This window comes from Serratia sp. TSA_105.2, from assembly GCF_052692115.1.
In genome coordinates this window covers 973,152-998,934 of sequence record NZ_JBQZFT010000001.1, presented here as the reverse complement: position 1 = coordinate 998,934, position 25,783 = coordinate 973,152, and the positions used below count along the sequence as shown (strand labels likewise).

The 25,783-nt window shown below is 61.7% G+C and carries 24 protein-coding genes; 12 read left to right on the top strand and 12 right to left on the bottom strand.

Translation table 11 applies throughout. The annotated features are described in order from the left end of the window. Nucleotides 1-220 precede the first annotated feature (220 nt). Both ACUTSC_RS04540 and ACUTSC_RS04535 read left to right on the top strand, forming a co-directional pair. Nucleotides 221-649 (top strand): universal stress protein, encoded by a 429-nt coding sequence (locus ACUTSC_RS04540; protein ID WP_033633267.1) that lies wholly within the window; start codon nt 221-223, stop codon nt 647-649. Between the two features lie 315 nt (nt 650-964). Then, nucleotides 965-1,720, top strand: coding sequence for an SDR family NAD(P)-dependent oxidoreductase (locus ACUTSC_RS04535; protein WP_025302549.1), 756 nt, complete (start codon nt 965-967; stop codon nt 1,718-1,720). A 43-nt stretch (nt 1,721-1,763) separates the two neighbouring features. Here the strand turns inward: ACUTSC_RS04535 and ACUTSC_RS04530 are convergent, their stop codons facing one another. From ACUTSC_RS04530 to puuD, 4 genes are read right to left on the bottom strand one after another with little or no spacing between them, the layout of a single operon-like run. Next, nucleotides 1,764-3,044 (bottom strand): NAD(P)/FAD-dependent oxidoreductase, encoded by a 1,281-nt coding sequence (locus ACUTSC_RS04530; RefSeq protein ID WP_025302550.1) that lies wholly within the window; start codon nt 3,042-3,044, stop codon nt 1,764-1,766. 11 nt (nt 3,045-3,055) lie between these two features. Then, nucleotides 3,056-4,552 carry an aldehyde dehydrogenase PuuC gene (gene puuC / locus ACUTSC_RS04525; protein ID WP_197767673.1) on the bottom strand — a complete coding sequence of 499 codons (1,497 nt, stop codon included), beginning with the start codon at nt 4,550-4,552 and terminating at the stop codon, nt 3,056-3,058. A gap of 15 nt (nt 4,553-4,567) precedes the next feature. Beyond that, nucleotides 4,568-5,125, bottom strand: a complete 558-nt coding sequence (gene puuR / locus ACUTSC_RS04520; RefSeq protein WP_049288046.1) for an HTH-type transcriptional regulator PuuR — start codon at nt 5,123-5,125, stop codon at nt 4,568-4,570. After that, complete coding sequence (gene puuD / locus ACUTSC_RS04515; RefSeq protein WP_197767674.1) at nt 5,122-5,883, bottom strand: gamma-glutamyl-gamma-aminobutyrate hydrolase; 762 nt, start codon at nt 5,881-5,883, stop codon at nt 5,122-5,124. The genes puuR and puuD overlap by 4 nt, the downstream gene beginning before the upstream one ends. A 219-nt stretch (nt 5,884-6,102) precedes the next feature. Between puuD and ACUTSC_RS04510 the strand changes: the two genes are divergently transcribed. From ACUTSC_RS04510 to ACUTSC_RS04490, 5 genes are all read left to right on the top strand, one after another. Continuing rightward, nucleotides 6,103-7,521, top strand: a complete 1,419-nt coding sequence (locus ACUTSC_RS04510; protein WP_197767675.1) for a glutamine synthetase — start codon at nt 6,103-6,105, stop codon at nt 7,519-7,521. A gap of 308 nt (nt 7,522-7,829) precedes the next feature. After that, nucleotides 7,830-9,200, top strand: coding sequence for an APC family permease (locus ACUTSC_RS04505; protein ID WP_126192369.1), 1,371 nt, complete (start codon nt 7,830-7,832; stop codon nt 9,198-9,200). Nucleotides 9,201-9,291: 91 nt separating this feature from the next. Then, complete coding sequence (gene yddG, locus ACUTSC_RS04500; protein WP_126179741.1) at nt 9,292-10,185, top strand: aromatic amino acid DMT transporter YddG; 894 nt, start codon at nt 9,292-9,294, stop codon at nt 10,183-10,185. 73 nt (nt 10,186-10,258) lie between these two features. Continuing rightward, nucleotides 10,259-10,531 (top strand): hypothetical protein, encoded by a 273-nt coding sequence (locus tag ACUTSC_RS04495; RefSeq protein WP_046898558.1) that lies wholly within the window; start codon nt 10,259-10,261, stop codon nt 10,529-10,531. A 373-nt stretch (nt 10,532-10,904) separates the two neighbouring features. Next, entirely contained in the window at nt 10,905-11,786 is an 882-nt protein-coding gene (locus tag ACUTSC_RS04490) for a nucleoside-specific channel-forming protein Tsx (RefSeq protein ID WP_049272741.1), read from the top strand. A gap of 54 nt (nt 11,787-11,840) precedes the next feature. Here the strand turns inward: ACUTSC_RS04490 and ACUTSC_RS04485 are convergent, their stop codons facing one another. Continuing rightward, nucleotides 11,841-12,020, bottom strand: a complete 180-nt coding sequence (locus tag ACUTSC_RS04485) for a hypothetical protein (protein WP_025160261.1) — start codon at nt 12,018-12,020, stop codon at nt 11,841-11,843. A gap of 442 nt (nt 12,021-12,462) precedes the next feature. Between ACUTSC_RS04485 and ACUTSC_RS04480 the strand changes: the two genes are divergently transcribed. Further along, nucleotides 12,463-12,936: an anti-virulence regulator CigR family protein gene (locus tag ACUTSC_RS04480; protein ID WP_445653113.1), complete on the top strand. Its 474-nt coding sequence runs from the start codon at nt 12,463-12,465 to the stop codon at nt 12,934-12,936. 114 nt (nt 12,937-13,050) lie between these two features. Further along, entirely contained in the window at nt 13,051-13,581 is a 531-nt protein-coding gene (locus ACUTSC_RS04475) for a chorismate mutase (RefSeq protein WP_197767677.1), read from the top strand. 3 nt (nt 13,582-13,584) lie between these two features. Here the strand turns inward: ACUTSC_RS04475 and ACUTSC_RS04470 are convergent, their stop codons facing one another. From ACUTSC_RS04470 to hutC, 4 genes are all read right to left on the bottom strand, one after another. Further along, the gene (locus ACUTSC_RS04470) at nt 13,585-15,120 is read right to left on the bottom strand and encodes a serine hydrolase (RefSeq protein WP_197767678.1); all 1,536 of its coding nucleotides are present in this window, start codon (nt 15,118-15,120) and stop codon (nt 13,585-13,587) included. A 245-nt stretch (nt 15,121-15,365) separates the two neighbouring features. Further along, the gene (gene hutG, locus ACUTSC_RS04465; protein ID WP_197767679.1) at nt 15,366-16,169 is read right to left on the bottom strand and encodes an N-formylglutamate deformylase; all 804 of its coding nucleotides are present in this window, start codon (nt 16,167-16,169) and stop codon (nt 15,366-15,368) included. Then, nucleotides 16,166-17,389, bottom strand: coding sequence for an imidazolonepropionase (gene hutI, locus ACUTSC_RS04460; protein ID WP_197767680.1), 1,224 nt, complete (start codon nt 17,387-17,389; stop codon nt 16,166-16,168). Before hutI ends, hutG begins: the two co-directional genes overlap by 4 nt. A gap of 157 nt (nt 17,390-17,546) precedes the next feature. Next, nucleotides 17,547-18,302: a histidine utilization repressor gene (gene hutC / locus ACUTSC_RS04455; protein ID WP_033638258.1), complete on the bottom strand. Its 756-nt coding sequence runs from the start codon at nt 18,300-18,302 to the stop codon at nt 17,547-17,549. Nucleotides 18,303-18,482: 180 nt separating this feature from the next. Here hutC and ACUTSC_RS04450 point away from each other — a divergent pair, with 180 nt between their 5' ends. From ACUTSC_RS04450 to ACUTSC_RS04440, 3 genes are all read left to right on the top strand, one after another. Continuing rightward, nucleotides 18,483-19,853 carry a formimidoylglutamate deiminase gene (locus ACUTSC_RS04450; RefSeq protein ID WP_197767681.1) on the top strand — a complete coding sequence of 457 codons (1,371 nt, stop codon included), beginning with the start codon at nt 18,483-18,485 and terminating at the stop codon, nt 19,851-19,853. Continuing rightward, complete coding sequence (locus ACUTSC_RS04445) at nt 19,853-20,416, top strand: HutD family protein (RefSeq protein WP_197767682.1); 564 nt, start codon at nt 19,853-19,855, stop codon at nt 20,414-20,416. The genes ACUTSC_RS04450 and ACUTSC_RS04445 overlap by 1 nt, the downstream gene beginning before the upstream one ends. Nucleotides 20,417-20,488: 72 nt before the next feature. Then, a complete protein-coding gene (locus ACUTSC_RS04440) occupies nt 20,489-21,490 on the top strand; it encodes a substrate-binding domain-containing protein (RefSeq protein ID WP_197767683.1) in 1,002 nt (333 codons plus the stop codon). Nucleotides 21,491-21,531: 41 nt separating this feature from the next. On the opposite strand, the gene ACUTSC_RS04435 is transcribed toward ACUTSC_RS04440, so the two are convergent. The 3 genes from ACUTSC_RS04435 to ACUTSC_RS04425 form a co-directional block, all read right to left on the bottom strand. Further along, entirely contained in the window at nt 21,532-22,974 is a 1,443-nt protein-coding gene (locus ACUTSC_RS04435; protein WP_197767684.1) for a sucrose-6-phosphate hydrolase, read from the bottom strand. Further along, nucleotides 22,971-24,230 (bottom strand): oligosaccharide MFS transporter, encoded by a 1,260-nt coding sequence (locus ACUTSC_RS04430; RefSeq protein ID WP_197767685.1) that lies wholly within the window; start codon nt 24,228-24,230, stop codon nt 22,971-22,973. The genes ACUTSC_RS04435 and ACUTSC_RS04430 overlap by 4 nt, the downstream gene beginning before the upstream one ends. A 168-nt stretch (nt 24,231-24,398) precedes the next feature. Then, entirely contained in the window at nt 24,399-25,703 is a 1,305-nt protein-coding gene (locus tag ACUTSC_RS04425; protein ID WP_445653112.1) for an MFS transporter, read from the bottom strand. Nucleotides 25,704-25,783 lie beyond the last annotated feature (80 nt).

Here is a 25,783-nt window from a genome sequence, read left to right as displayed (position 1 = left end):
GTATCTTCTTTGATTGATAAGGCTGAAACTCAGCACTTGCCCACAGTGTAGGGAGGGGAGAAAAATTCGGTAGACCGCAAAGGCGGGATGCATCGTTCCATAGATGGAACGACGGCGCCACAGGCGAGCGAACCCGCGCTGGGCTAAACTAAAGATGCATAAGAAACATGCGGCAAGGAGCGCCATCCTGTTTACGGATCTGACGAGGAGGGCCGCCATCATGGCTTACCGGCATATCGTTGTCGCCACGGATCTCAGCGAAGACGCCGAGTTCCTGCTGGGCAAGGGCGCCAGACTGGCCGCTGCGCTCAATGCCAAACTTTCCCTGATCTATATCGACATTCATCGCGCCGGTTATTACGTCGATCTGGGCGTGGGCGATTACAACTACACCGATCGCACCTTTTCGGAGCGGGTGAAGAATATGCTCAATGCGATCAAAGGGCAGTCGTCGTATCCGGTCGAAGAGGTGATCGTCAGCCGCGGCGCGTTGACGGAAGAACTGAACCGGGTGGCGAAGGAAAAAGGGTTCGACCTGGTGATCTTCGGCCACCATCATGATGTCTGGAGCCGGCTGGTCTCTTCGGCACGTCAGGCGATCAACGAACTGAACGTCGACCTGCTGGTTGTCCCCATCGAGAAAAAATAGTCGCGGCCGCCTGCGGGCGGCTGCCGTTTTTCATTCACATCGTTTATCTCTGTACGGCCATAACCGCACACCTGCAATAGTCTCGCCCGCTGACAATCCGCCTGGCGAATAGTGACTCACCGTAATTTTATTTTATCCATCAATATGTTGGCCAAAATCCGATAAAGGTTAATCCAGCGCATTGAAATCACTGACATACCTCCTTTTGGTTAATAAACCGCACGTTTTGACTGGCTCTCAGAGGGGGAGCGTCTTATCCTCGGGGTAATGAGATTTGTATGACTTATATAAATACGTTCACATGGAGGAGGTCTCATGCGTTTTGACAATAAAGTCGTGGTTATCACCGGTGCGGGCAACGGCATGGGGGAAGCGGCGGCGCGGCGGTTCTCCGCCGAGGGCGCCATCGTGGTGCTGGCCGACTGGGCCAAAGAGGCGGTAGATAAGGTTGCCGCTTCGCTGCCGAAGGGCCGGGCGATGGCGGTACATATCGACGTGTCCGATCACGTCGCGGTTGAAAAAATGATGAACGAGGTGGCGGAAAAACTGGGCCGCATCGACGTTCTGCTGAACAACGCCGGCGTACACGTGGCGGGCAGCGTGCTGGAAACCAGCGTCGACGATTGGCGCCGCATCGCCGGGGTCGATATCGACGGCGTGGTGTTCTGCTCCAAATTCGCCTTGCCGCACCTGCTGAAGACCAAGGGCTGCATCGTCAATACCGCGTCGGTGTCCGGCCTGGGCGGCGACTGGGGCGCGGCCTACTACTGCGCGGCGAAAGGCGCGGTGGTCAACCTGACGCGCGCCATGGCGTTGGACCACGGCGGTGACGGCGTGCGCATCAACTCGGTCTGCCCGAGCCTGGTGAAAACCAACATGACCAATGGTTGGCCGCAGGAGATCCGCGACAAGTTCAATGAGCGCATCGCGCTGGGCCGCGCGGCAGAGCCGGAAGAAGTGGCGGCGGTGATGGCGTTCCTGGCCAGCGACGACGCCAGCTTTATCAATGGCGCCAACATCCCGGTCGATGGCGGGGCGACCGCCTCGGACGGCCAACCGAAGATCGTTTAAACGTTAACGCACAGGCCCGGTCAGGATGACCGGGCCTGCTGTTTTAGACGCCGATGCGGTCGCGCAGCGTGTAGTAGGCCGCGCCGATGGCGGTGAACGGGATCTGCAGATTGCGCCCGCCGAAGAACGGCAGGTGCGGCAGCTTGGCGAAGGCGTCGAAGCGTTCGGCGTCGCCGCGCATCAGCTCGGCGATCAGCTTGCCCGCCAGATGGGTACAGGTCACGCCGTGGCCGCTGTAGCCCTGCATGTAGTACACGTTATTCTCCAGCCGGCCGAACTGTGGCATGCGCGACAGCGTCAACAGGAAGTTGCCGGTCCAGCGATAGTCGATACGCACCCCTTTCAGCTGCGGGAAGGTCTTCAGCAATTTTGGCCGGATCAGGTTGTCGATGTCGTCCGGATCGCGCGCGCCGTACACCACACCGCCGCCGTACAGCAGGCGATGATCGGCGGTGATGCGGTAGTAATCCAGCAGGTAGTTACAGTCTTCCACGCAGTAGTTCTGCGGGATCAGCGCCTGCGCGATCTCCGGCGCCAGCGGCTCGGTGGTCACCACCTGGGTGCCGCACGGCATGCTGCGCTTGGCCAGCCGCGGCTCCAGCTTGTCGCCCAGATAGGCGTTGCCGGCGACGATGACGAAACGCGCCTTCACCTGGCCGTTGGCGGTGCTGATGAGCGCCGGTTCGCCGTGGCGGATGTTCGTCACCGCCGATTGTTCGAAGATGCGCCCGCCCTGCAGGCGAATCGCCTCGGCCTCGCCCAGTGCCAGGTTGAGCGGATGGATGTGGCCGCCGCTGTGATCGAGCAGCGCGCCGACGTAGCGATCGCTGGCAACTTCCTGGCGTACCCGATCCGCATCGAGCAGCTCGAGCTGGGTATTGCCGTAGCGTTCCCAGTTGCGCTTTTGCTCGATCAGCGCATGGAACTGCTTGTTGTTCAGCGCGGCGAAGATGCCGCCGGGGCGGTAGTCGCAGTCGATGGCGTAGCGGCTGATGCGGCTGCGGATGATCTCCGCGCCTTCAAACATCATGCTGCCGAGCAGGCGGGCGCTTTCCGCGCCGTAACGCTCTTCAATCACATCGATGTCGCGGCTGTAAGAGTTGACCAACTGGCCGCCGTTGCGGCCGCTGGCGCCGAAACCGATACGCGCCGCTTCCAGCACCACCACGTTATAGCCGGCTTCCACCAGAAACAGCGCGGAGGAGAGGCCGGTATAGCCGCCGCCGATCACGCAGACGTCGCACTCGATAGATTCATTCAGTTGCGGATAGGGCTGATGTGCGTTGGCCGTGGCCGCATAGTAGCTTTTTACGTGTTCAGTCATGAGATAAGCCCTTATTCCAGCGAGATCCAGGTGGTTTTCAATTCGGTGAACTTGTCCAGCGCGTGCAGCGATTTGTCGCGGCCGTTGCCGCTCTGCTTGTAGCCGCCGAAGGGTACGGTCATGTCGCCGTCGTTGTAGTTGTTGACGAACACCGTGCCGGCTTTCAGCTGGCGCGCCATGCGGTGCGCACGGGCCAGATCGCGAGTCCAGACCGCGGCACCGAGGCCGTAGTCGCTGTCGTTGGCCAGCTGCAGCGCCTGTTGCTCGTCGTCGAAGGTGGTCACCACCAGCACCGGGCCGAAGATTTCATCGCGCGCCACGCTCATGGCGTTGTTCACCTGGGTGAGGATGGTTGGTCCCAGGTAGCCGGCGTGCTCGCCCTGCGGATGGTCGCGCCCGTCGAGGAACAGCGCGGCGCCCTGGCTCAGCCCCCGATCGATATAGCCGGCCACTTTTTCGCAGTGGCCGCTGTCGATCAGCGTGCCCATCACCGTGTCGGGATCGAGCGGATCGCCGGGAACGAAGGCCGCCGCGTGTTTGCGCAGCGCCTGCAGGAATTCTTGCTCAATACTCGCTTCGACCAGCAGGCGAGTGCCGGCGATGCACACCTGCCCCTGATTATAGAAGATACCGGCGGCGGCGCTGCGGGCGGCCTGATCCAGATCCGGGCAATCGGCGAAGACGATATTGGCGCTCTTGCCGCCGGCCTCCAGCCAGACGCGTTTCATGTTCGATTCGCCGGCGTAAATCATCAGCTGCTTCGCCACCAGCGTGGAGCCGGTGAAGGTGAGGGCGTCGACGTCGCGGTGCAGCGCCAGCGCCTTGCCGGCGTCGTGGCCATAGCCGGGCACCACGTTCAGCACGCCGTCCGGCAGCCCGGCCTGCTGCGCCAGTTTGCCGAGCAGGATGGCGCTCAGCGGCGATTTTTCGGAGGGTTTGAGCACCACGCTGTTGCCGGCGGCCAGCGCCGGGCCGAGCTTCCAGCAGGCCAGCAGCAGCGGGAAGTTCCAGGGCACGATGGCGCCGACCACGCCGATCGGTTCGCGCTCGATCAGCGCCAGCGCCTCGCGGCCGGTGGGGGCGATTTCGCCGTAGACCTTATCGATCGCTTCGGCGTACCAGCGGATGCAGCGGATGGCGCCCGGCACGTCGTCGCGCAGGCTGTGGCGAATCGGTTTGCCGGTGTCCAGCGTTTCCAGCAGCGCCAGCTCTTCGTGATGCTGTTCCATCAGCTCAGCGAAGCGCAGCAGCGTGGCCTTGCGCTGCGTCGGGGCGGTTTGCGCCCAGTCGCCACGCTCAAAGGCGGCGCGCGCCGCGCTGACCGCCCGATCGATGTCGGTGGCGTCGCCGCGTGCGACCTGCGCCAGCTCACGGCGCCCGGCGGGATCTTCCACGGCGAAACGTTTCCCCGCGGCGGCCGGCTGGTAGCGGCCGTCGATAAACAGCTGGTGCTCAATCTTCAGGGCCTGCGCCCGTTGTTGCCAATACTGCAAATGGTGAAAGTTCATGCCTGGCTCCGTTGATCAGAATGTCGTCGGCGTATGGGCGCTGATAATCCGGCAAATGCGCGCCGACGTGTTGCTGAAACTGTGGGGGATGCCGGTATTGATAGCGTAGCTTTGCCCGGCCAGCAGGTGATAGCTCTGGCCGTTGACCTGCAGCACCACCTCACCCTCCAGCAGCGTGCCGATCTCTTCCCCCTGATGCTTGATGCGCTCGCCGGTGGTGGTGCCCGGTTCGTAAGTCTCGATCATCATCGCCAGCGTGCGGTTCGGGTCGCCGTTATGAATAAGCTTCATTGAAACGCCCTGGCTGCCGATTTCGATCAGATCGTCACTGCCGATCACGATCTGCGGCTCCGTCGGTTTTTCCGGCTCGGCGAAAAACGCCGACAGCGACAGACCGTACACCGTCAGCAACTTTTGCAGCGTGCTGATGGCCGGGCTGACCTTGTCCTGCTCGATAGTGCTGATGGCGCTGTGGGTTAACCCAGACAGTTCGGCGACCCGGCGCTGCGACAACCCTAATTGTTGACGGATCTGCGACAGACGTTTTCCCGGTGCCAAGCTGACGTCGCTCATGGGCGTTTTTCCTTTTGATAGTTCCGACAGGCGGTGATGAAACCATCAAACAACAGGCGTGACAGGGCGTACTCGTCGCTGTTCCACTCCGGGTGCCACTGCACGCCGAGCGCGAAGGGCTGATCGCGCACGCTGATCGCCTCCACCAGCCCGTCGGCGGCGTGCGCCTCGATGCGAACGCTCGCGCCCAGGGTTTTGGCGCCCTGGCCGTGCAGCGAGTTCACCCAGAATCTGTTGCAATCCGGTATCAGTTGCGAAAGCAGCCCCCCTTCCTGAACGATGACTTCGTGGGCGGGGGCGTATTGCTGTTCCAGCGGCAGATCGTGATCTTCACGATGCTCCAGCAGCTCGGGCAGTTCGTACAGGCGGCGATGCAGGGTACCTTGGGTGGCGACCACCATCTCCTGCATGCCGCGGCAAATGGCGAAAAGGGGAATGCGCCTGTCGAACGCCTGGCGGATCAGCGCCAGGCTCAACGCGTCTCGGCCAGGATCGGCGTCAGGCTCATCGCCGTTTTCACCATAAAGGTGCGGCTGCACATTACTGGGGCTGCCCGGCAGCAAAACGCCGTCGAGGCGCGGCAGCAGTTCCGCCAGCACTTCCGGCTCCGCCAGCGCGTGCGGCAGGGCGATCGGCAAGCCGCCGGCGGTGATAACGGCATTCAGGTACTTTTCTTGCAAGGTCTGTGTGAGGTGCCCGTTTAACCTATACCTGCACATGACGACGCCGATGACTGGTCTGTTAAATATATTGTCCATGCTGTCCCCTTGGTACGTTCGAAATTATGAACGATAAGCTTCTCCACCGCCGATTTCGTTCAATATTCTATAAATCTAGCAGTCGATTGGGCAATATTCAAACCAAAAGTAACACTTGCAAAACAAATTTGTTTCATCTACGTTTCATTTGTGGGCATTATATTGAACAAGACGATCAATAAACATCGACGACAGCAAAACACAAACGGCGGGTGAACCATGCAGACCAACATCGTAGAAGTGGAAAACTTTGTTCAGCACAGTGAAGAGAGACGAAGTAGCGCGTTCCAGCGCGAAGTGAAGAAGTACCTGGAACGTTATCCGTTAACCCAACATGTCGACGTACTGTTGACCGATCTGAACGGCAGCTTCCGCGGCAAACGCATCCCGGTCGGCGGCCTGAATAAGCTGGAGAAGGGGTGTTACTTCCCGGCGTCGGTATTTGCGATGGATATTCTCGGCAACGTCGTCGAAGAGGCCGGGTTGGGGCAGGAGCTGGGTGAGCCGGATCACGTATGCGTGCCGGTGCCGGGCACGCTGACGCCGTCGGCGGCGGACCCGCAATATATTGCGCAGGTGCTGCTCACCATGCTGGATGAAGATGGCACTCCCTTTGACGTTGAACCGCGCAATGTGCTGAACCGAGTGTGGCAGCGTTTGCGTCAGCGCGGGCTTTCCCCCGTGGTAGCGGTAGAGTTGGAGTTCTATCTCATCGATCGTCAACGCGACGCGGAGGGCTATCTGCAGCCGCCGTGCGCGCCGGGCACGCAAGAGCGCAACACCCAAAGCCAGGTGTATTCCGTCGATAACCTGAACCATTTCGCCGATGTGCTGAGCGAGATCGACGAACTGGCGCGTTTGCAGGGCATTCCGGCGGACGGCGCGGTGGCGGAGGCGTCGCCGGGGCAGTTCGAGGTCAACCTGCACCATACCGACGACGTGCTGCAGGCCTGCGATCACGCGCTGGCGCTGAAGCGGCTGGTGCGCATGGTGGCCGAGAACCACAACATGCAGGCGACCTTTATGGCCAAGCCGTATGAGGAGCATGCCGGCAGCGGCATGCACGTGCACATCAGCATGCTGAACGCGCAGGGCAACAACGTGTTCGCCGACGACGACGGCGAAGACTCGGCGCTGCTGAAACAGGCGCTGGCGGGCATGATCGCCCTGATGCCGTCTTCGATGGCGCTGCTGGCGCCGAACGTCAACGCCTATCGCCGCTTCCAGCCCGGCATGTATGTGCCGATCCAGGCCTCCTGGGGGCATAACAACCGCACCGTGGCGCTGCGCATTCCCTGCGGCGATCGCGATAACCACCGCGTGGAGTACCGCGTGGCGGGCGCCGACGCCAACCCTTATCTGGTGATGGCGACCATTCTGGCCGGCATCGTCTACGGCCTGGAAACCGCGCTGCCGCTGCCTGAGCCGGTGACCGGCAACGGGCTGGAGCAGGACGGGCTGCCGTTCCCGATCCGCCAGAGCGACGCGCTGTACGAATTCGAACATCAGCCGGTGCTCAATGCACTGCTGGGCGAACGCTTCAGCCACGTCTATCTGGCCTGCAAAACCGATGAACTGGTGCAGTTCGAGCGCCTGATCACCGAAACCGAAATCGAGTGGATGCTGAAAAACGCCTGATCCCGCTCACCCTGCGACTACCGCGCGCGCCCGGCGCATTTCATCGGCTCTCCTGTGGCCGGTGAGGCTGCGCGCTGCGGTACTGAATTTCTTCTATCACGGCGTACAGGACGCCGACGAGGAAATAACCATGACTCAGTCATTCCCATGCACAGACGTTTGCCTGTGCCGCAGTGCCTACGGGCCGGTCGCCGGCCGCCCGACAGTGACCTCAACCCGTTTTCCCCGCCGCCTGAGCAGCAGTTTCCCCGCGGCCTCTCTGAATGACGTTGCACGGTTGACAGCAGAGGACCAAGAGGGGAAATGCCATGACGATTAAAGCCACCGACGGCGGCCCGGCGGGCAAACCGCAGCTGCGCAAATCCCTCAAGCTGTGGCAGGTGGTGATGATGGGCCTGGCCTATCTGACGCCGATGACGGTGTTCGATACCTTCGGCATCGTCTCCGGCCTCACCGACGGCCATGTGCCGACCTCCTATCTGCTGGCACTGGCCGGCGTGCTGTTCACCGCCATCAGCTATGGCAAACTGGTGCGCCAGTTTCCCACCGCCGGCTCCGCCTATACCTATGCGCAGAAGGCGATCAACCCGCACGTCGGTTTTCTGGTGGGGTGGTCATCGCTGCTCGATTATCTGTTCCTGCCGATGATCAATACGCTGCTGGCGAAGATTTACCTGACCGCGCTGTTCCCGGAAGTGCCGCCCTGGGTATGGGTGGTGGGCTTCGTTATCCTGATTACCGCCATCAACCTGAAAAGCGTCAATCTGGTGGCCAACTTCAATACCCTGTTCGTACTGGCGCAGGTGGCGATCATTCTGGTGTTCATCTACCTGGTGGTGCGCGGCCTGCACAACGGCGAGGGGATGGGTACGGTGTGGAGCCTGCGGCCGTTCCTCAGCGAGAATGCGCACCTGCTGCCTATCATTACCGGTGCGACTATCCTGTGCTTTTCGTTCCTCGGTTTTGACGCGGTGACTACGCTGTGCGAAGAGACGCCCGACGCCGCCAAGGTGATCCCGCGCGCCATCTTCCTGACCGCGCTGTACGGCGGGGTGATCTTTATCAGCGTGTCGTTCTTCATTCAGCTGTTTTTCCCGTCGATTCAACGCTTCCACCAGCCCGACGCCGCGCTGCCGGAGATCGCGCTGTACGTCGGCGGTAAGCTGTTCCAGTCGATCTTCCTGTGCGTGACCTTCATCAACACGCTGGCCTCCGGCCTGGCGTCGCACGCCAGCGTGTCGCGCCTGCTGTACGTAATGGGGCGCGACAACGTGTTCCCGGAGAAATTCTTCGGCTACATCCACCCTAAATGGCGCACGCCGGCGCTCAACGTGCTGATGGTCGGGCTGGTGGCGCTGTCTGCGCTGTCGTTCGATCTGGTGACCGCCACTGCGCTGATCAACTTCGGCGCGCTGGTGGCCTTTACCTTCGTCAACCTGTCGGTGATCAGCCACTTCTTCATTCGCGAAGGGCGCAACAAAAGCTGGAAGGATCGCTTCAACTTCCTGTTCCTGCCGCTGGTGGGGGCGCTGACGGTGGGGGTGCTGTGGCTGAACCTGGAGAAGAGCTCGTTGACCATGGGGCTTATCTGGGCGACGCTGGGCTTTGGCTATTTGGCCTGGCTGACCCGGCGTTTTCGCCAGCCGCCGCCGCAGCTCGAGCGGCAGCCGCAGCAATAAATTCACAGGCGGGAGTTTCCCGCCTTTCTTTTTGGCGCGTGCGGCAGTAGAGTGAAAAACCTGATAAAAAATAACCCATTGGACCCGCCTTATGCCCGCTTTGCCCTCGCGTACCCGCGCCACGCTGTTCGGTTTGTTGGCCATTGTGCTGTGGAGCAGCGTCGTCGGCCTGATCCGCAGCGTCAGCGAAGGGCTGGGGCCAATCGGCGGTGCGGCGATGATCTACAGCGTCAGCGCGGTGTTTTTGCTGGTGGCGCTCGGCGTGCCGAAATGGCGCAGTTTTCCGCGGCCTTATCTCATCGTCGGCAGCCTGCTGTTCGTCAGCTACGAGATCTGCCTGTCGCTGTCGCTCGGCTACGCCAATACCCGCCTGCAGGCGATAGAAGTGGGCATGATCAACTACCTGTGGCCCTGTTTCACCGTGCTGATGGCGCTGGCGCTCAACGGCCAAAAGGCGAAATGGTGGTTGCTGCCGGGGCTGCTGCTGTCTCTGTTCGGCATCGGCTGGATCATGAGCGGTGAGGGCGGCTGGTCACCGGCGCAGATGCTGGCCAACGTGCGTAGCAATCCGCTCAGCTACGGGCTGGCCTTCAGCGGCGCGGTGATCTGGGCACTGTACTGCAACCTGACCAAGAAGATCGCCCAGGGCAGCAACGGTGTGGTGCTGTTCATCGTGCTGACCGCGCTGGCGCTGTGGCTTAAATATGCCTTCAGCGCGGAAAGCGGCATGCAATTCAGCGCCGGCGTGACCGTGACGCTGCTGTGCGCCGGGGTGGCGATGGGGGCGGGGTATGCCGCCTGGAACGTCGGCATTCTGCACGGCAACATGACGCTGCTGGCCACCGTCTCTTATTTCACTCCGGTGTTGTCGGCGGTGTTCGCCGCGCTGGTGTTGCACACCTCGCTGACCGCCAATTTCTGGCAGGGCGTAGCGATGGTTACCCTCGGCTCGTTGATCTGCTGGCGGGCAACTCGCGGAAATTAACGGAAATTATCCGCCGTCGGCGCAATGTTGAACTAGAATTTAACTAGCCATGTTGCCTGAAGGAACGACGACGATGAGAAGCGACATTCAATTTATTCAACAACCCGAAATCGACGTGCATCACTATGAGCGCGGCGATACCGTGCGCCTGACCACGGCGAATCTACGGCATGAATATCAGCTCGACGTTTATATTTTGCGCCGCGACGACAAGCTGATTTATGGTTCGGTCGTTGCGGCGGCGCCCAAGACCGATATTCCGGTCGCCAGCTGGGAGGTCAAAAACGGCGAAGAGGTGGTGTTCCGCCAGGAAAACATCGCCAAGGCGGTGCCGGCGGTGAACTGATTTCGCTTTGCGTATTTTCTGTTGATTTTGATGAAGGCCGACGTTCATGCGTCGGCTTTTTCTTTTCCACAACACGATGGCGAGCCGGTGACACCTTGATGACAGTTGGCTTAAAAATTGCGCTAAAAATCGATGTGCATGACAAAAATCACAGCGAATGTGAATTTGAATGAAACATAATTTGACAAATGTGAACGCAATCGATTACCTATTCGCGAAATGCGTAACTGGATCACAGATTCTTACAGTCAGTGGTTTCTATAATGCGCGCGTCATCCGAGTTTCTGTGTGAAGGCAACGCCAGGTGTCGGCAGACTCATTGTCATCTTTTCTAAACGGGCAGGAAATGGCCCTTTAAGCATGTGGTAATAAAATGAAAAAAATAGCTCTCGCAGCAGGTGTACTGCTCGCAGCGTCTTACAGTGCATCATCAATGGCTGATAGCAAAGACAGTCAATATGTCTCCGACTGGTGGCACCAGAGCGTCAACGTGGTGGGCAGCTACCACACTCGCTTCGGGCCGCAGCTGAATAACGACGTGTATCTCGAATACGAAGCCTTCGCCAAGAAAGACTGGTTCGATTTCTATGGTTACGTTGACGTGCCGAAGTTCTTCGGCGTGGGCAACACCCCGGATCGCGGCATCTGGGACAAAGGCTCCCCGCTGTTTATGGAGATTGAACCGCGCTTCTCCATCGACAAGCTGACCGGCACCGATCTCAGCTTCGGGCCGTTCAAAGAGTGGTACTTCGCCAACAACTACATCTATGATCTGGGCCACAACGCCGACGGCCGTCAAAACACCTGGTACATGGGTCTGGGCACCGATATCGACACCGGCCTGCCGATGAGCCTGTCGATGAACATCTATGCCAAATACCAGTGGGAAAACTACCAGGCTGCCAACGAGAACAGCTGGGACGGTTACCGCTTCAAGGTGAAATACTTCGTGCCGCTGACCCAGGTGTGGGGCGGCAACCTGAGCTACATCGGCTTCACCAACTTCGACTTCGGTTCCGATCTGGGCAAGGACAGCCATTGGGTTGACGGCACCGGCAAACAGGTGCGTACCGGCAACTCGATCGCCTCCAGCCATATTTTGGCGCTGAACTACGATCACTGGCACTATTCTTTCGTGGCGCGTTATTTCCATAACGGCGGCCAGTGGCAGGACGGCGCGGATATCGGCACCCCGCAGGGCCCGATCAAGTCTACCGGTTGGGGTTATTACCTCGTGGTCGGCTATAACTTCTGATTTTCCGTGCTATCAGAAACAGAAAACCCCGCCAGGCGGGGTTTTTTTTCGTCATCACTGGGCTTGTTCGACCGGGAGATGTTTCACCGGCATAAACAGCCTGCCTTTGATCACGTGACATTCATTATTTATCCAACTAATGATTTGTTCACGGCTAACGCCTTCCGACTGCGCGTAACGATGAAGATCGCCATTAAAGTGCCGAGTGATGTATTCCATGAGGGTCATTTGCACGTCTTTTGCTCCTGAACGCCCACCCGTTGCCAGCCTGGCCACCGCGGGAGGTTGAGGTTTCTCAGACAGCGAATGTAAATTATCGGCAACTAAATCTCAACATAAAGCCCCCTATTAGGGCGACGGCGGCGGGAAAAAGAATCCCGCACGGAGAGGCGGGAAGTATTCGCTATTATCATTATGGATGATAAGAATAAGATTTGAGGTGCGACGAAAAAGAGCATGCTAACTCTTTTTTGTTACCCTCCCACGCTAGCGTAAGGCTTATTTTTCTTCAAGAAAAATCTGAGGTAAGTTTCGGCATTCTCGAGGCGTGTTGCGTTAAAACAAGCTATTGGCGCGACTGCCGTCAAACCACACTGTTATCTCGGAGTTTTCCTTATACTTCTTCCGGGAAAGGCCCGCTATAGTCAACAGAGTCCCCCACGCTGGAATACACAACATGAACAAACGTCGTACGACCCTCACGGTGTTGGCGCTGATCGCGTCGCTGGGGTTGTCATCCGCCCCGGCCCTGGCTGACAAAGGCGGCAACGGTAATGGCCATGGCAACAGCGGCAATCACGGCAATAGCGGTAACCATGGCAACAACGGCAACAAAGGCAATAAAGATAAAGGCGGCTATAGAAACGACGATAATCTGGTTTCCGTCAGCCTCTCGCGCGACCGCGCCCGTTCGCTGGCGCGCAACTCCGGTCTGACCGGCTACAGCTCGCTGCCACCGGGCATCGCCAAGAATCTGGCGCGCGGTAAGCCGTTGCCACCGGGCATCGCCAAAAAAGTGGTGCCTTACTCGATGCTGCGTGATCTGCCGCAGTACCCGGGTTATGAGTGGCGTATCGCCGGCGACGATCTGGTGCTGGTCGCGCTCAGCACCGCAATTGTTGCCTCCGTCATCAACGGCGTTTTCGACTAAGGTTTGTCGAGCGTTATCGGGCCTCGCTGCGGCGGGGCCTTTTTATTTGCCAGCGCGGGGCGGACGTGGTGAACTTTGGGCCTTACGTTTTCACTGCATCATAAGGGAGGCGCCATGTTCAGGGCGTTATTGATAGCCTGCTGTTTGACCAGTTTTCCCGCGTTGGCGGGCGGCGCCGCCGCCATCGGCGAACTGGTGAACCAACGGCTGTCGTTGATGAAAGACGTTGCCGGTTACAAGGCGCAGCAGCATTTGCCGATCGAAGACCTGGCGCAGGAGGTGAAGGTGTTGGCCAGCGCGCAGGCGGAGGCGGGGCGTTTGGGGTTGGAGCCGGCGTCGGTGCGGCCTTTTATCGCCGCGCAGATGAACGCCGCCAAGGCGATTCAGTACCGCTATCGCGCCGACTGGCTGGCGAGCCCGGAACCCGGCTGGCAGCCGCGGCCGTTGGCGCAGGTGCGCCCGCAGATTGCGCGGTTGAGCAGCCAGATATTGCAACGGCTGGCGGAGCGACTGCGCGCCGGTCCGCTTGGCGAGGCGGATCGGGCGGCGTTTATGGCGTCCGTGGATCAGGTGAATCTCAGCGCCGCCGACAAACGGCGGCTGGCGGATGCGCTGCTGGCGGTCAAAACCGGCAGCGCACGCTGAGCGTCAGTCGCGGCCGACGGTGCTGCGGCGGAAGGTCAGCATCCGGCTACGGTTGGCGATGAGATCCACGTTGTAACCGCGGAAATAGAGGCAAAAGCGTTTTAACCACGGGCCGTCCTGGCACTCCACCAGCATGCGGCCCTGGCCGAGCGGGCTGAGCCTGCCGGTCTGCGCCGCCGGGCCGACGCCGATATGCACCCGATCGCCACGAATTTCAAAGGCGGTGCGATAGTGCGGGTGATACCACAGCCCCTGCACATGCTTCAGGCAGTCGCCGTTGGCCGTGACCGGCACAAAACGGCGCGCCACATGCCCGACTTCGCCCTCGACCGCTTCGCCGGTCCACTTCAATTTGATTGGCATATGGGCGGACAGCGACACTGCGTAGCCGTCCTCGCCCTGATACAGCGGTTCACCGCTGCCCAAATAGGCCAGGTTGCCGTCTTTGACCTCCAACCAGTGTGGTTCGGCCAGCGCGGCGTAAAGGCCGTCTGGGATCGCCGTGCTGCGCTGCGGCAGGGGTTCGCCCAGCAGCGCCGCTATCACCTGCAAAGCTATACCGAAACTGTCGCAGTCTTCGCGGTTGGCCACCAGCGCGACGCCGACCTGGCGATCGGGCGCCAGCAGGAAATAGGTTTTGTAACCGGCGTGGGAACCGCCGTGGCCGAGCAAGCGGCGGCGGCCCAGCGGGGTTTGCGCCAGCCCCAGGCCATAGGCGCTGAGCTGGCCCTGATTGAGGCGGCGCGGGGCGCCGAGTTGCGCCAGCACGCCCTGGCCGGGGCCCTCGTCGGCCAGCAGCGTTTGCAGCCAGCGGGTGAGGGCGTGGAGGCTGCCGGTCAGGCTGCCGGAGGCGGAAAGATGCAGGCCGGCGCTGGCGTGTTGCCAGCCCTGCGGCGCACGCCAGTAACCCGGCACCAACCCCGGCACCACGTCGAACCAGCTTTCCGGCGCTTGCATCTGTACCTGCAGCGGCCGGGCAATGTGCCGTTGTACCAGTTGATCGAAATCATACCCTTTGCTGCGCAGCGCGGCCTCCAGCAGCCGATAGCCGGTATTGCTGTAGGCGACTTCGCTGCCGGCTTCGTAGTTCAACTTCTCCAGCCCTTCGACAAACTGCATGACCGGCTGTGCCTCGCTGACGGCGTGCAGCGGGATGCCGAGCAAGCCGAGCGTTTCGCGCACGTCGGGCAGGCCGCCGGTCATGTCCAGCGCCTGGCCGACGGTGACGTCCGCCAGCGCAGGCTGCAGGGCGGGCAGCAGTTCGCCCAGGCGCTGATCGAGCCGAATGGCGCGGCCGGTGGTGTTCAGCGCCAGCGCGGCGAAGATATGTTTGGTTACGGAGGCGTAGCGCACCACGCTGTCGACGGTGAAGGGGGTATTCTGCGCCAGATCGGCCAGGCCGGCGCAGGCGGTGGCGCGGAGTTGTTCGGCGTCAAACAGGGTGATGGCGCCGCCGGGTTCGCCACGCTGTTGCCAGCCGGCCAGCAATTGTTCGGCGAGGGCGCCGGCAGCGCGCCAGTTTAACGGTGTTACAGACATAGGGCCTCCAGAGTGATGGTTCGAAACGGGCCAGCTCGGCCACACGCCGCCCGGCGCTGACGATGAACGCGGGCTTTTCGGCTGATTGTGGCGCAGTGCGTTTTTCGTCGGCCGCTGTTTTGTGCGCTGTTTAGACCAGTCAGTGGGGAATCACGCGAAACTTTGATATAGCGCGCAGATTGCGGCTGACGTTGCGGTTAAAGGCAGGGAGAGAAACAGGCGCCGGGCGGCGCCTGCAGAGGGGATCAGTTGAGTTTGGCCGCGCTGTCCAACAGGCCTTCAATCATCTGCTTGAGCAGTCGCTGCAGCGAGGCGGCGCGCTGCGGTTCGAACGCGTAAGGATACTGTTCGGACATGTAGTTCACCTGCGCCAGCTCAAGCTGGATCGCATGCTGTTGCTGCTGTGGTTGCCCGTAGGCGCGGGTGATGTAACCGCCCTTGAAGCGGCCGTTCAGCACGTGGGTGTACTGCTGTTGTTGCTCGCAACAGGCGACCAGCCGATCGCTCAGCGCCTGGGCGCAGCTTTCGCCGCCGTTGGTGCCGAGATTGAGATCCGGCAGCTGGCCGTCGAACAGCCGCGGGATCACCGAGGCGATGGAGTGCGCGTCGAACAGCAGCGCATAGCCGTGCCGCGCTTTGAGGCGTGCCAGTTCGTCCTGCAGCTGCTGATGATAAGGTTGCCAAATTTGCTGCAGATAGCCGGCGCGTTCTGCGTCCGTCGGCGCTTTGCCCGGCAGGAAGCTTGGACGGCCGTCGAACAGCACGTCGGGATACAGGCCGGTGGTGGCGGTGGTGTACAGCGGCTTGTCGTCCGCCGGGCGGTTCAGATCGATGACGAAGCGCGAATAGTTGCCGACCAGCACGCTGGCACCCATCGCCCGTGCGAAGTCGTACAGCTGCGGAATGTGCCAGTCGGTATCGGGTAGCGGGCGGGCGTCGTCGGTCAGCCCGGCCTCGACCGCCGGCGTCAGTTGCGTGCCGGCGTGTGGGATGCTGATCAGCAGCGGCAGGCTGCCGGTCTGGAAGCTAAAAGGATCGCGAATGGTCATTGACGTACTTCTCCTCGGAAAATCACCGTACAGGGCAGCTGGCCGCCCAACCAATAAGCCAGTTCCGCCGGCAGCGACAGCGGCCAGTGAACGAAGTCCGCCACCTTGCCGGTTTCCAGCGTGCCGTGGCTGTGTTGCAGCCCCAGCGCTTTGGCGGCGTGGGTGGTAACGCCCGCCAGCGCTTCTTCCGGCGTCAGGCGGAACAGCGTGCAGGCCATGTTGATCATCAGGCGCAGCGACAGCGCCGGCGAGGTGCCGGGGTTGGCGTCGCTGGCGATCGCCATCGCCACGCGGTGCTTGCGGAACAGCTCTACCGGCGGGCACTGGGTTTCGCGCAGCAGGTAATAGGCGCCGGGCAGCAGCACCGCCACGGTGCCGGCATTGCCCATGGCGCGGGCATCTTGTTCGGTGGCGTATTCGAGATGGTCGGCGGAGAGCGCGTGATGGCGCGCCGCCAGCGTGCTGCCGCCGAGGGCTGAGAGCTGCTCGGCGTGCAGCTTAACCGGCAGCCCGGCGGCCTCGGCGGCGGCGAAGACCCGTTCCACCTGCGCCGGCGAGAACGCCAGATGTTCGCAGAAGGCGTCAACCGCATCCGCCAGCCCGGCGGCGGCGGCCTGCGGAATGATGGTATCGCAGACCAGATTGATGTAGTCGTCGGCGCGGTTGGCGTATTCCGGCGGCAGCGCATGGGCCGCCAGACAGGTGGTTTTCACCTCGACTGGCAGCAGCTCGCCCAACTTGCGCGCCACCCGCAGCATCTTCAGTTCGCTCTCCGGGCTGAGGCCATAACCGGATTTGATCTCCACGCAGGTGACGCCTTCCGCCAGCAGCGGCCGCAGGCGGAACAGCGCCTGCTCCAGCAGCAGCGCTTCGTCGGCCTCGCGGGTGGCTTTCACGGTGGAAATGATGCCGCCGCCCTGCGCGGCGATGTCGGCGTAGCTCACGCCGTTCAGCCGCTGTTCGAACTCGCCGCTGCGGTTGCCGCCGAACACCAGGTGCGTGTGGCAGTCAACAAAGCCGGGGGTGATGATGCCGCCGTCGAATTTCACCGTTTCGTCCGCGATCAGGCCGGGCGGCAGCGCCGCATGCTCGCCAATCCAGACGATCTTGCCGTCGCGCACGGCGATCGCGCCGTCGGTCAGGGTGTGATAGTTGCCGTCGCGCATGGTGACGATATCGGCGCCGTGCCACAGGCTGTCACAGTGAATCTCAGACGTCATTGCTTTCCTCCGCCGGAGCCGCAGCTCCCACATGGTTGTATATACAATTAAAAACAACCTAACGCATTCACCGGGATGTCACAAGAGGCGGGAGAGATTTTGTTATCAGGATGTGATCGACAGCGGAGATGCGGGCGCAGGGCGCGCCCGCCGGGGATCAGACTTCGCTGGTGAAGCGGCCGAACAGTTGATAACGGCTGCCGGGGTACAGCAACCGGGCCGAGGTCACCACGGTTTTGCCGGACCAGGTGCGGCGATGGATCAGCAGACCGGGTTCGTGGTCTTCCAGCTGCAGCAGCTCGCGCTCACGCCGGGTGGGGATCACCGCTTCGACGATGTGTTCGCCGGCGGTCAGCGGCGCAGCCTGCGTCAGGTAGGTGTAAGGCGTGACGCGGTCGAAATCCTGCTTCAGGTAATCCGGCGCCACCAGCGGGTTGACGCAGCGGTCTTCCACCTGCACCGGCACATCGTTTTCGTAATGCACGATCTGCGAATAGAACAGCCGTTGGCCGGGGTGAATGCCCAGCGCCGTCGCTTCTTCCTCGCTGGCCGCACGGGCCTTCAGCTCGAGGATCTTGCTGCTGTGACGATGGCCGCGCGCGGCGATCTCATCGGCGATGTTGTGCACTTCCAGCAGCGCGGTATGCGCTTTGGCTTCGGCGACGAAGGTGCCGACGCCCTGCATGCGAATCAAAAAACCTTCGCTGGTCAGCTCGCGCAGCGCGCGGTTGATGGTCATGCGGCTGACGCCCAGTTCCGCCACCAGTTCACTTTCGGAGGGCACGCGCTGATGCGGTTGCCAATGCCCCGCACGAATTTGATTCACGATCGCCTGTTTGACCCGTTGGTAGATCGGGGCGGGGGCATCGCTCATTGCAGCCGCCAGTTGTAACACGGTCTGTTGTTCAGCCACGACGTTAACCTCGTCAAATAAAAAAATAATAACACCAGTTTACTGTTGATGTCGGCGTATGTATATGTATATACAACTAGTGGCCGTCGCGCCAGAAACTTGCCGGCGACCGCCAAAAATTCCTGAATGCGCGCCATCGCCGCGCCTCATTCGCCGTTACACCAACAGTGGAATACTGCCATGCCTGCTTATTTTGCCCCACGCGCTTTGCTCCCTGAGGGCTGGGCGCATAACGTCCGGCTGGACGTCGATGCGCAAGGTTATCTGACTCAAGTTACCGCCGACGCTGAACCGCAAGGCTGCATCCGGCTGCACGGCGACGCGGTGCCGGGCATGCCGAACCTGCATTCCCACGCTTTCCAGCGCGCGATGGCCGGGCTGGCGGAAGTGGCGGGCAACCCGCAGGACAGCTTCTGGACCTGGCGCGATCTGATGTACCGCCTGGTGCAGCGTCTGACGCCGGAGCAGGTGGAGGTGGTCGCCCGTCAACTGTATATCGAAATGCTCAAGGGCGGATACACCCAGGTGGCCGAATTCCACTACCTGCATCACGACGCCGACGGCAAACCTTACGCCGATCGCGGTGAAATGACCGGCCGCCTCAGCGAGGCCGCGCATCAGGCCGGCATCGGCATGACGATGCTGCCGGTGCTGTACAGCTACGCCGGTTTCGGCGCGCAGCCGGCGCAGCCGGGGCAGAAGCGTTTTATCCAGGATACCGAAAGCTATCTGCACCAGCAGCAGGTGATTGCCCGCCAGCTGGCGGATCGTCCGTTGCAGAATCAGGGGCTGTGCTTCCATTCGCTGCGTGCGGTGGAGCTGGGCCAGATGCAGCAGATTTTGGCCGCGTCGGATCGCACCTTGCCGGTGCATATTCACATCGCCGAGCAGCAAAAAGAGGTGAACGACTGCCTGGCGTGGAGCGGGCAGCGCCCGGTAGCCTGGCTGTATGACCATCTGCCGGTCGATCAGCGCTGGTGTCTGGTGCATGCCACCCACCTGGATCGCGATGAGTTGGAAGCGCTGGCGCGCAGCCGCGCGGTGGCCGGTCTGTGCCTGACCACCGAAGCTAACCTCGGCGACGGCATTTTCCCCGGCGATGCCTACCTGCAGCAGCTGGGGCGCTGGGGCATCGGTTCCGACAGCCACGTTTCGCTCAACGTGGTGGAAGAGCTGCGCTGGTTCGAATACGGCCAGCGGCTGCGCGATCAGCGCCGCAACCGTCTGACGACGCCGGAACAGTCAGCGGTGGGTGATGTGCTGTACCTGCAGGCGCTGCAGGGCGGCGCGCAGGCGTGCGGCGCGCCGATCGGCCGGTTGCAGAGCGGCTATCGCGCCGACTGGCTGGTGCTGGACGGCGACGATCCGTATCTGGCGGCGGCGCCGAACGCCTCGATCCTCAACCGCTGGCTGTTCGCCGGCGGCAAAGAGCAAATTCGCGACGTGTTCGTCGGCGGCCGGCAGGTGATCGAGCAGGGGCGGCACGCGCAGCAGCAGCAGAGCAGCGCCGAGTTCCTGCAGGTGCTGAAAACCTTTCAGCAGGAGGCGTAATGAGCCTGACCCGTTTTAGCTTCGCCGCGCTGCCGGTCAGCCCGTGGCGCAACGGCGGTGGGGAAACCCGTGAAATCGTCAGCTGGCCGCCGGGTGCGCAGGATTTTGACTGGCGCGCCAGCATCGCTACCATCGCGCAGGACGGGCCGTTTTCTGCCTTTACGGGCATCGACCGCTCGATCACTTTGCTGGAAGGCGACGGCGTGAGGCTGTTCAGCGCCGGGCATATCGACCATCAATTGGCTCGCGTCGGGGAACCGTTCGCCTTTTCCGGCGACGTGGCGCTGGAAGCGACGCTGCTGGGCGGCGCCAGTCAGGATTTCAACATCATGACGCGCCGTGGCCGGCAGGCGGCCGAGGTGCGGCGCAGCACGTCGCCCGTCACCCTGCCACCCCACCAGGCGGGCGTGCTGTATGTGCTGAGCGGGGTCTGGTCGCTGCCGGGGGGTGGCGAACTGCGGGCGCGCGAGGGCGTCTGGTGGGCGGGGCAGACGGCGGGCGGTGAAGTGGCGCCGCTGACGGCCGACGGCGCTCTCCTGTGGGCGAACATCACAGCCTGCTAACGTAGAGTAGAGTCCTGCGCCCGGTTATGGGATTATTCACTTTTTCCCATTAATCATCATAAAGAAGGGCGCATGGCTTCGCTGAAAGACGTCGCAAAACTTGCCGGAGTCTCGTTGATGACGGTGTCCCGCGCCATCAATGAACCCGGCAAGCTGCGGCCGGAAACCTACCGCCGCGTCAAACAGGCTATCGACCAGTTGGACTACGTGCCGGATCTGTCGGCGCGGCGTATTCGCGGTGACGGAAATCGCGTGCAGACGCTCGGCGTGCTGGCGCTGGACACCGCCACGACGCCGTTCTCGGTGGAAATGATCCTGTCGATTGAGAAAACCGCGCGCGAGCGAGGCTGGAACAGCTTCGTCGTCAACCTGTTCGCCGACGACAACGCCGAACAGACCGTCGATCTGCTGCTGGCGCATCGACCGGATGGGGTGATATTCACCACGATGGGGCTGCGCGAGGTGACATTACCGGCCAAACTGCTGGACAAAAAGCTGGTGCTGGCTAACTGCGTCAGCCCGGCACATTCGATCGCCAGCTACATTCCTGATGACGAGCAAGGGCAGTATGACGCCACGCGCACGCTGATCGCCAAAGGCTATCGCGCGCCACTGTGCATTCATTTACCGGCGGATACGCTGGCGGCAGGCCTGCGCCGTCGCGGTCTGGAACGCGCCTGGCGCGAAGCGGGGCGCGATGTTGAACAGCTGCGGCAGTATCATCTCGATCTGAGCGGCGGCGATCAAAGCTATCGCGACTGCGTCACGTTGCTGGAGCGGCATTTCTCTGCAGGACGGCGCGATTGCGATGTCGTGGTGTGCGGGAACGATCGGATAGCCTTTCTGGTGTATCAGGTATTGCTGGCGCAAGGATGGCGGATACCGCAACAGGTGGCGGTACTGGGTTACGACAATATGGTCGGCACCGGTGAGCTGTTCCTGCCGGCATTGACGACGGTGCAGCTGCCGCATTACGAGCTGGGCCGCCTTGCGGCGCTGCATGTGATTGAGCAGCGGGAGCAGCGTGAGACGGTGAAAGTGCCTTGCCCGCTGTTGGAGCGTGGCTCGCTGTAAGCGCACCGGGTGCGTTGCTGCGCGCCCGGTGCTCATGCCCATTATCCCCAGAGGCTTGCCAACCGCCATCCCGTGATGGGTTCGAACTTTGCCCGGCCGCCTTCGGCGAACAGGCTGAGGTGGCGCTCGCCCGCCGTCGGATAGATGCGGCTGGTCAGGCAGGCCTGCCCCTGATTGACGAAGATCTCCAGCGATGAGCGGTCAATGAAGATCCGTAGTGACAGGGTGTCACCTTCTGGCAGCGGCACGCTGCGGCAGGTGCACAGGGCGGGGTTGTCATGAAAACGTTCCAGCACCAGTCGGTGTGCCTGATTGTCGACGAACAGCCGCGCCGCACTCCCGATGGCCAGCCCGTAGCGCTCGGCGTCGTTGTCGGCCGGTCTCAACGTCAGGGTGAGTTCCTGCACGTCGTCCGCCAGCGGCAGATGTTGATTGGTCAGCGTCTGTGCCAAAAACGTGTGCGATTCTCGGCGCAGCGCCGCCAGTTCACGCGCCGGGTTCATGCGGACGCTGCCGTCGGCGGCCAGCGTCAGCTCACGCGGCAGGGTGAGGGCGCCCGCCCAACGGTGCGCTTTGCTGGGCATTGGGGATTCCCACATATCCATCCAGGCAAACAGCAGCCGACGGCCGTCGGCGGCGGTGAAGGTCTGCGGCGCATAGAAATCGTGGCCGGCATCCAGCTCGCAGAAGGGTTGGGTCACCCTGAAGTCGCTGTCAGGCCGCCAGTGGCCGAGCAGATAGCCGCTCTGGAAGCGATTGCGGTAGCGGTAGCCCTGTGCCGCCAGCCCCTGCGGCGAAAACAGCAACAGGTGTTGTTCCCCCAGCGGGAAGAAATCCGGGCATTCCCACATATACCCTTGATGCGCCGCCTGCGCACCGGCCAGCACCCGATCGAAGCGCCAGGCGCGCAGGTCTGCAGAACGGTACAGGCGCACCTGGCCCAGGCCGTTTTCTTTGGCACCGACCACCAGCCACCATTCGCCGTTCTCGCGCCAGACTTTCGGATCGCGGAAATGCTGAATGCCGTCCGGCGCGGCCAGCACCGGCCCGTGCTTGACGAAGCGTATGCCGTCTTCGCTGGTGGCGAGACATTGCACTTCCCGCACCTGGCTGTCGTCGCCGGGCTCGCCCAGCCACACGTGACCGGTGTAAATCAGTGTCAGCACGCCGTTGTCGTCCACGGCGCAGCCGGAAAAGCAACCGTCTTTGTCATAGGGCGCATCGGGCGCCAGGGCGATGGGCTGGTGCTGCCAGCGGATCAGATCGCGGCTGGTCGCGTGTCCCCAGTGCATGGGCCCCCAGTGTTCGCTGTAGGGGTGATGCTGGAAGAAGGCATGATAGACGCCGTCAATACAGATCAGGCCGTTAGGATCGTTGATCCAGCCGGCGGGCGGCGCGAGATGGAACTGTGGGTAGTATGCGTCTCGGCGCTCTGCGCGCAGGGCTTCGACCGCATGGTCGGCTTGAGCTAAGGCAGTGTTCATTGGACAGACTCACTTGATTTAATGGCGGATTGAAGGGGGGCTGCTCTGGCGGAACGTTCGCCGCGCAGCAGGAAACAGGAGACAAGCGTCGTGGCGGCGACCGCGCACCCCATCAGCAGATAGGTGTCGGCAAAGCCGATGCGGTCATAACCGTAGCCCGCCAGCGGCGACAGGAAGCTGGCCATCACCTGGGTGATGAACTGAAAGCCCACCAGATAAAGCGTTGAGGAGAGGCGACTGTCGAAGCGGCTGGCGATGTATTTGAAGATAGCGATCAGCAGGATCGGCAACTCTACGGCGTGCAGCAGTTTCATGGCGGAGATCATCAATGCGCCGCTGACCAAACCTGAGCCGAACATGCGCAGCGCCATCACCCCACCGGCCAGCAGCAACCCCTGTTTGGCGCCGATGCGGTTCACCAGCAGCGGCGCCAGGAACATGCCGCCGGCTTCGAGGAAGACCTGCAGCGAGTTGAGGAAGCCGTACATCTCGTTACCCTGTTCGCGAGAAGCGAACTGCGAGGCGAAGTAGACCGAAAATTGCTGATCGAAAACGTTGTACACGCTGATACCGAGCACAAACACCACCAGCGCCCAGAAGCCCGGCATACGCAGCAGCGCCAGCGCGTCCTGCAGCCGCAGATTTTCCGGTTTGCCGAACGCCAGACCGGCCATGGCATTCGGCTTCAGCTCGCGCACCTGGCTGAGCAGCAACAGGAATACCACGGCGGCGGCGGAGGCCAGCCAGAAATTGATGTTCGGATCGATATTGAAGATAAAACCGGCCAAAAAGGTGGCGCTGGCCCAGCCGAGCGATCCCCACATGCGGGCGCGGCCGAATTCGAAACCGCTAATGCGGCTGACTCGCTCGGTATAAGATTCCAGCGCGCCGATGCCGGCGAAGAAGGTGGCGCCGATAAATACGCCGCCGACCAGCGCGCCGAGCGGCAGGCTGCTGGCCAGCAGCGGGGCGTAAACGTAGATAAAGAACGGGCCGGTCAGCAGCAGCATCACGCCGAGAAACTGCAGCAGGTGCTTGCGCAGCCCAAGTTTGTCCTGAATAAACCCGTACAGCGGCTGGGCGCACAGCGCCACCAACGAGATAGCGGAGAAGATCAGGCCGGTCTCCGCGCCTTTCAGGCCGATCTTCTGATTCAGCCACAGCGAGATCAGCGAAAAGCTGGAAGACCAGGTGAAGAAAAAGAAGAACAGCAGGCCGCTGAGCAGCACGTAATATTTTTTAGTTTCGCGGTTCATGGGTAGGGCCCCGGTGAGTGAAGTTAGCTCTATTGTTAACGTTAACTTGAAAGGGGAGGAAGCTGGCAGATATCACGCGTGCGATGTTAATCACAAAAGTTAACGTTAACATTTGTATCTTGTGATCAAAATCACGCGTTGGCAAGGGGGCGATGCGCCCCCCGAGGATTAACGTTCGTTCAGCGAGCGCAGATGGTCGTCGCGGCGCAGCGTCATCAGCGCAAACAGGCTGACCACCGAGGTGGCGACCACGTAGTAGGCGGGAATGTCGATATTACCGGTCTGTTTGATGAGGCCGGTGATAATCAGCCCGGCCGAGCCGGAAAACACCGCATTGGACAGCGAGTAAGCCAGCCCCAAGCCGGTATAGCGCACCCGGGTCGGGAACATCTCCGCCAGCATCGCCGGGCCGGGGCCGGCCAGCAGGCCGACTACGGCGCCGGCGATCATGACCGCCAGCCCTTTGGCCCACAGTGAACTCTGCGCATCCTGCAACAGGTGCAGCAGCGGGAAGGTGAACAGGATCACCGCCGCCACTGCCGTCAGCATCACCGTTTTACGCCCCAGTTTGTCGCTGATGATGCCCGCCGGCAGAATGGTCAGGGCGAAGCCGACGTTGGCCAGCACCGTCGCCACCAGCGCCTGCTGGAAGGTGGCGTGCAATGAAGTTTGCAAATAGGAAGGCATCACCACCAGGAAGGTATAGCCGGCGGCCGACCAGCCCATCATGCGGCCGATGCCGATCAGAATGGTTTTCACCACGCCGCCCAGCTTCGCTTCCGGCGGCGGGGCGGCGTGTTCCGCATGTTGCTGCGCCTGGGTGAACGTGGGCGTTTCTTCGAGTTTGAGCCGCAGCCACAGCGCCACGGCGCCCATCGGCAGCGCCAGCAGGAAAGGAATGCGCCAGCCCCAGTCATGCAGCTGCTGCGCGCTGAGCAGCGCGGCCAGCAGCGCCACCAGCCCAGCGCCGGCCAGCAGGCCGAGCGCGACGGTCAGCGACTGCCAGGCGCCGAACAGCCCACGCTTGCCCTTCGGGGCGAACTCGGTCATCAGCGACACGGCGCCGCCGAATTCGCCGCCGGCGAACAGCCCCTGAAACATGCGCAGCAGCGTCAGCAGCAGCGGGGCGGCGACGCCGATCGAGGCATAGGTTGGCATGACGCCGATCAGCGCGGTGGCCAGCGTCATCAACAGTAGAACCGCAATCAGCGTCGGGCGACGGCCGATGCGAACGCCGATGCGGCCGAAGATCACCGCGCCGATCGGCCGACAGAAAAACGCCAGCGCGAAGGCGGCGTAGGTGAGGAGCAGGCTGGTGATTTCGTTTTCACCCTGCAGCGTGAAAAAATTGGCGGCGATAACGGTGGCCAGGAACCCGTACACCCCGAACTCATACCATTCGATAAAGTTGCCGACCGAGCCGGCCAGCAACGCCTGACGCGAGCGGCGCGCGTCGAGAGTCTGTTGATTCATCCCCGTTCCCATACTTTTGAATTATTGTTCGTCAGTTCTAAATTTATACGACAAAACAATCAATTGATTTCAGCGGGAAC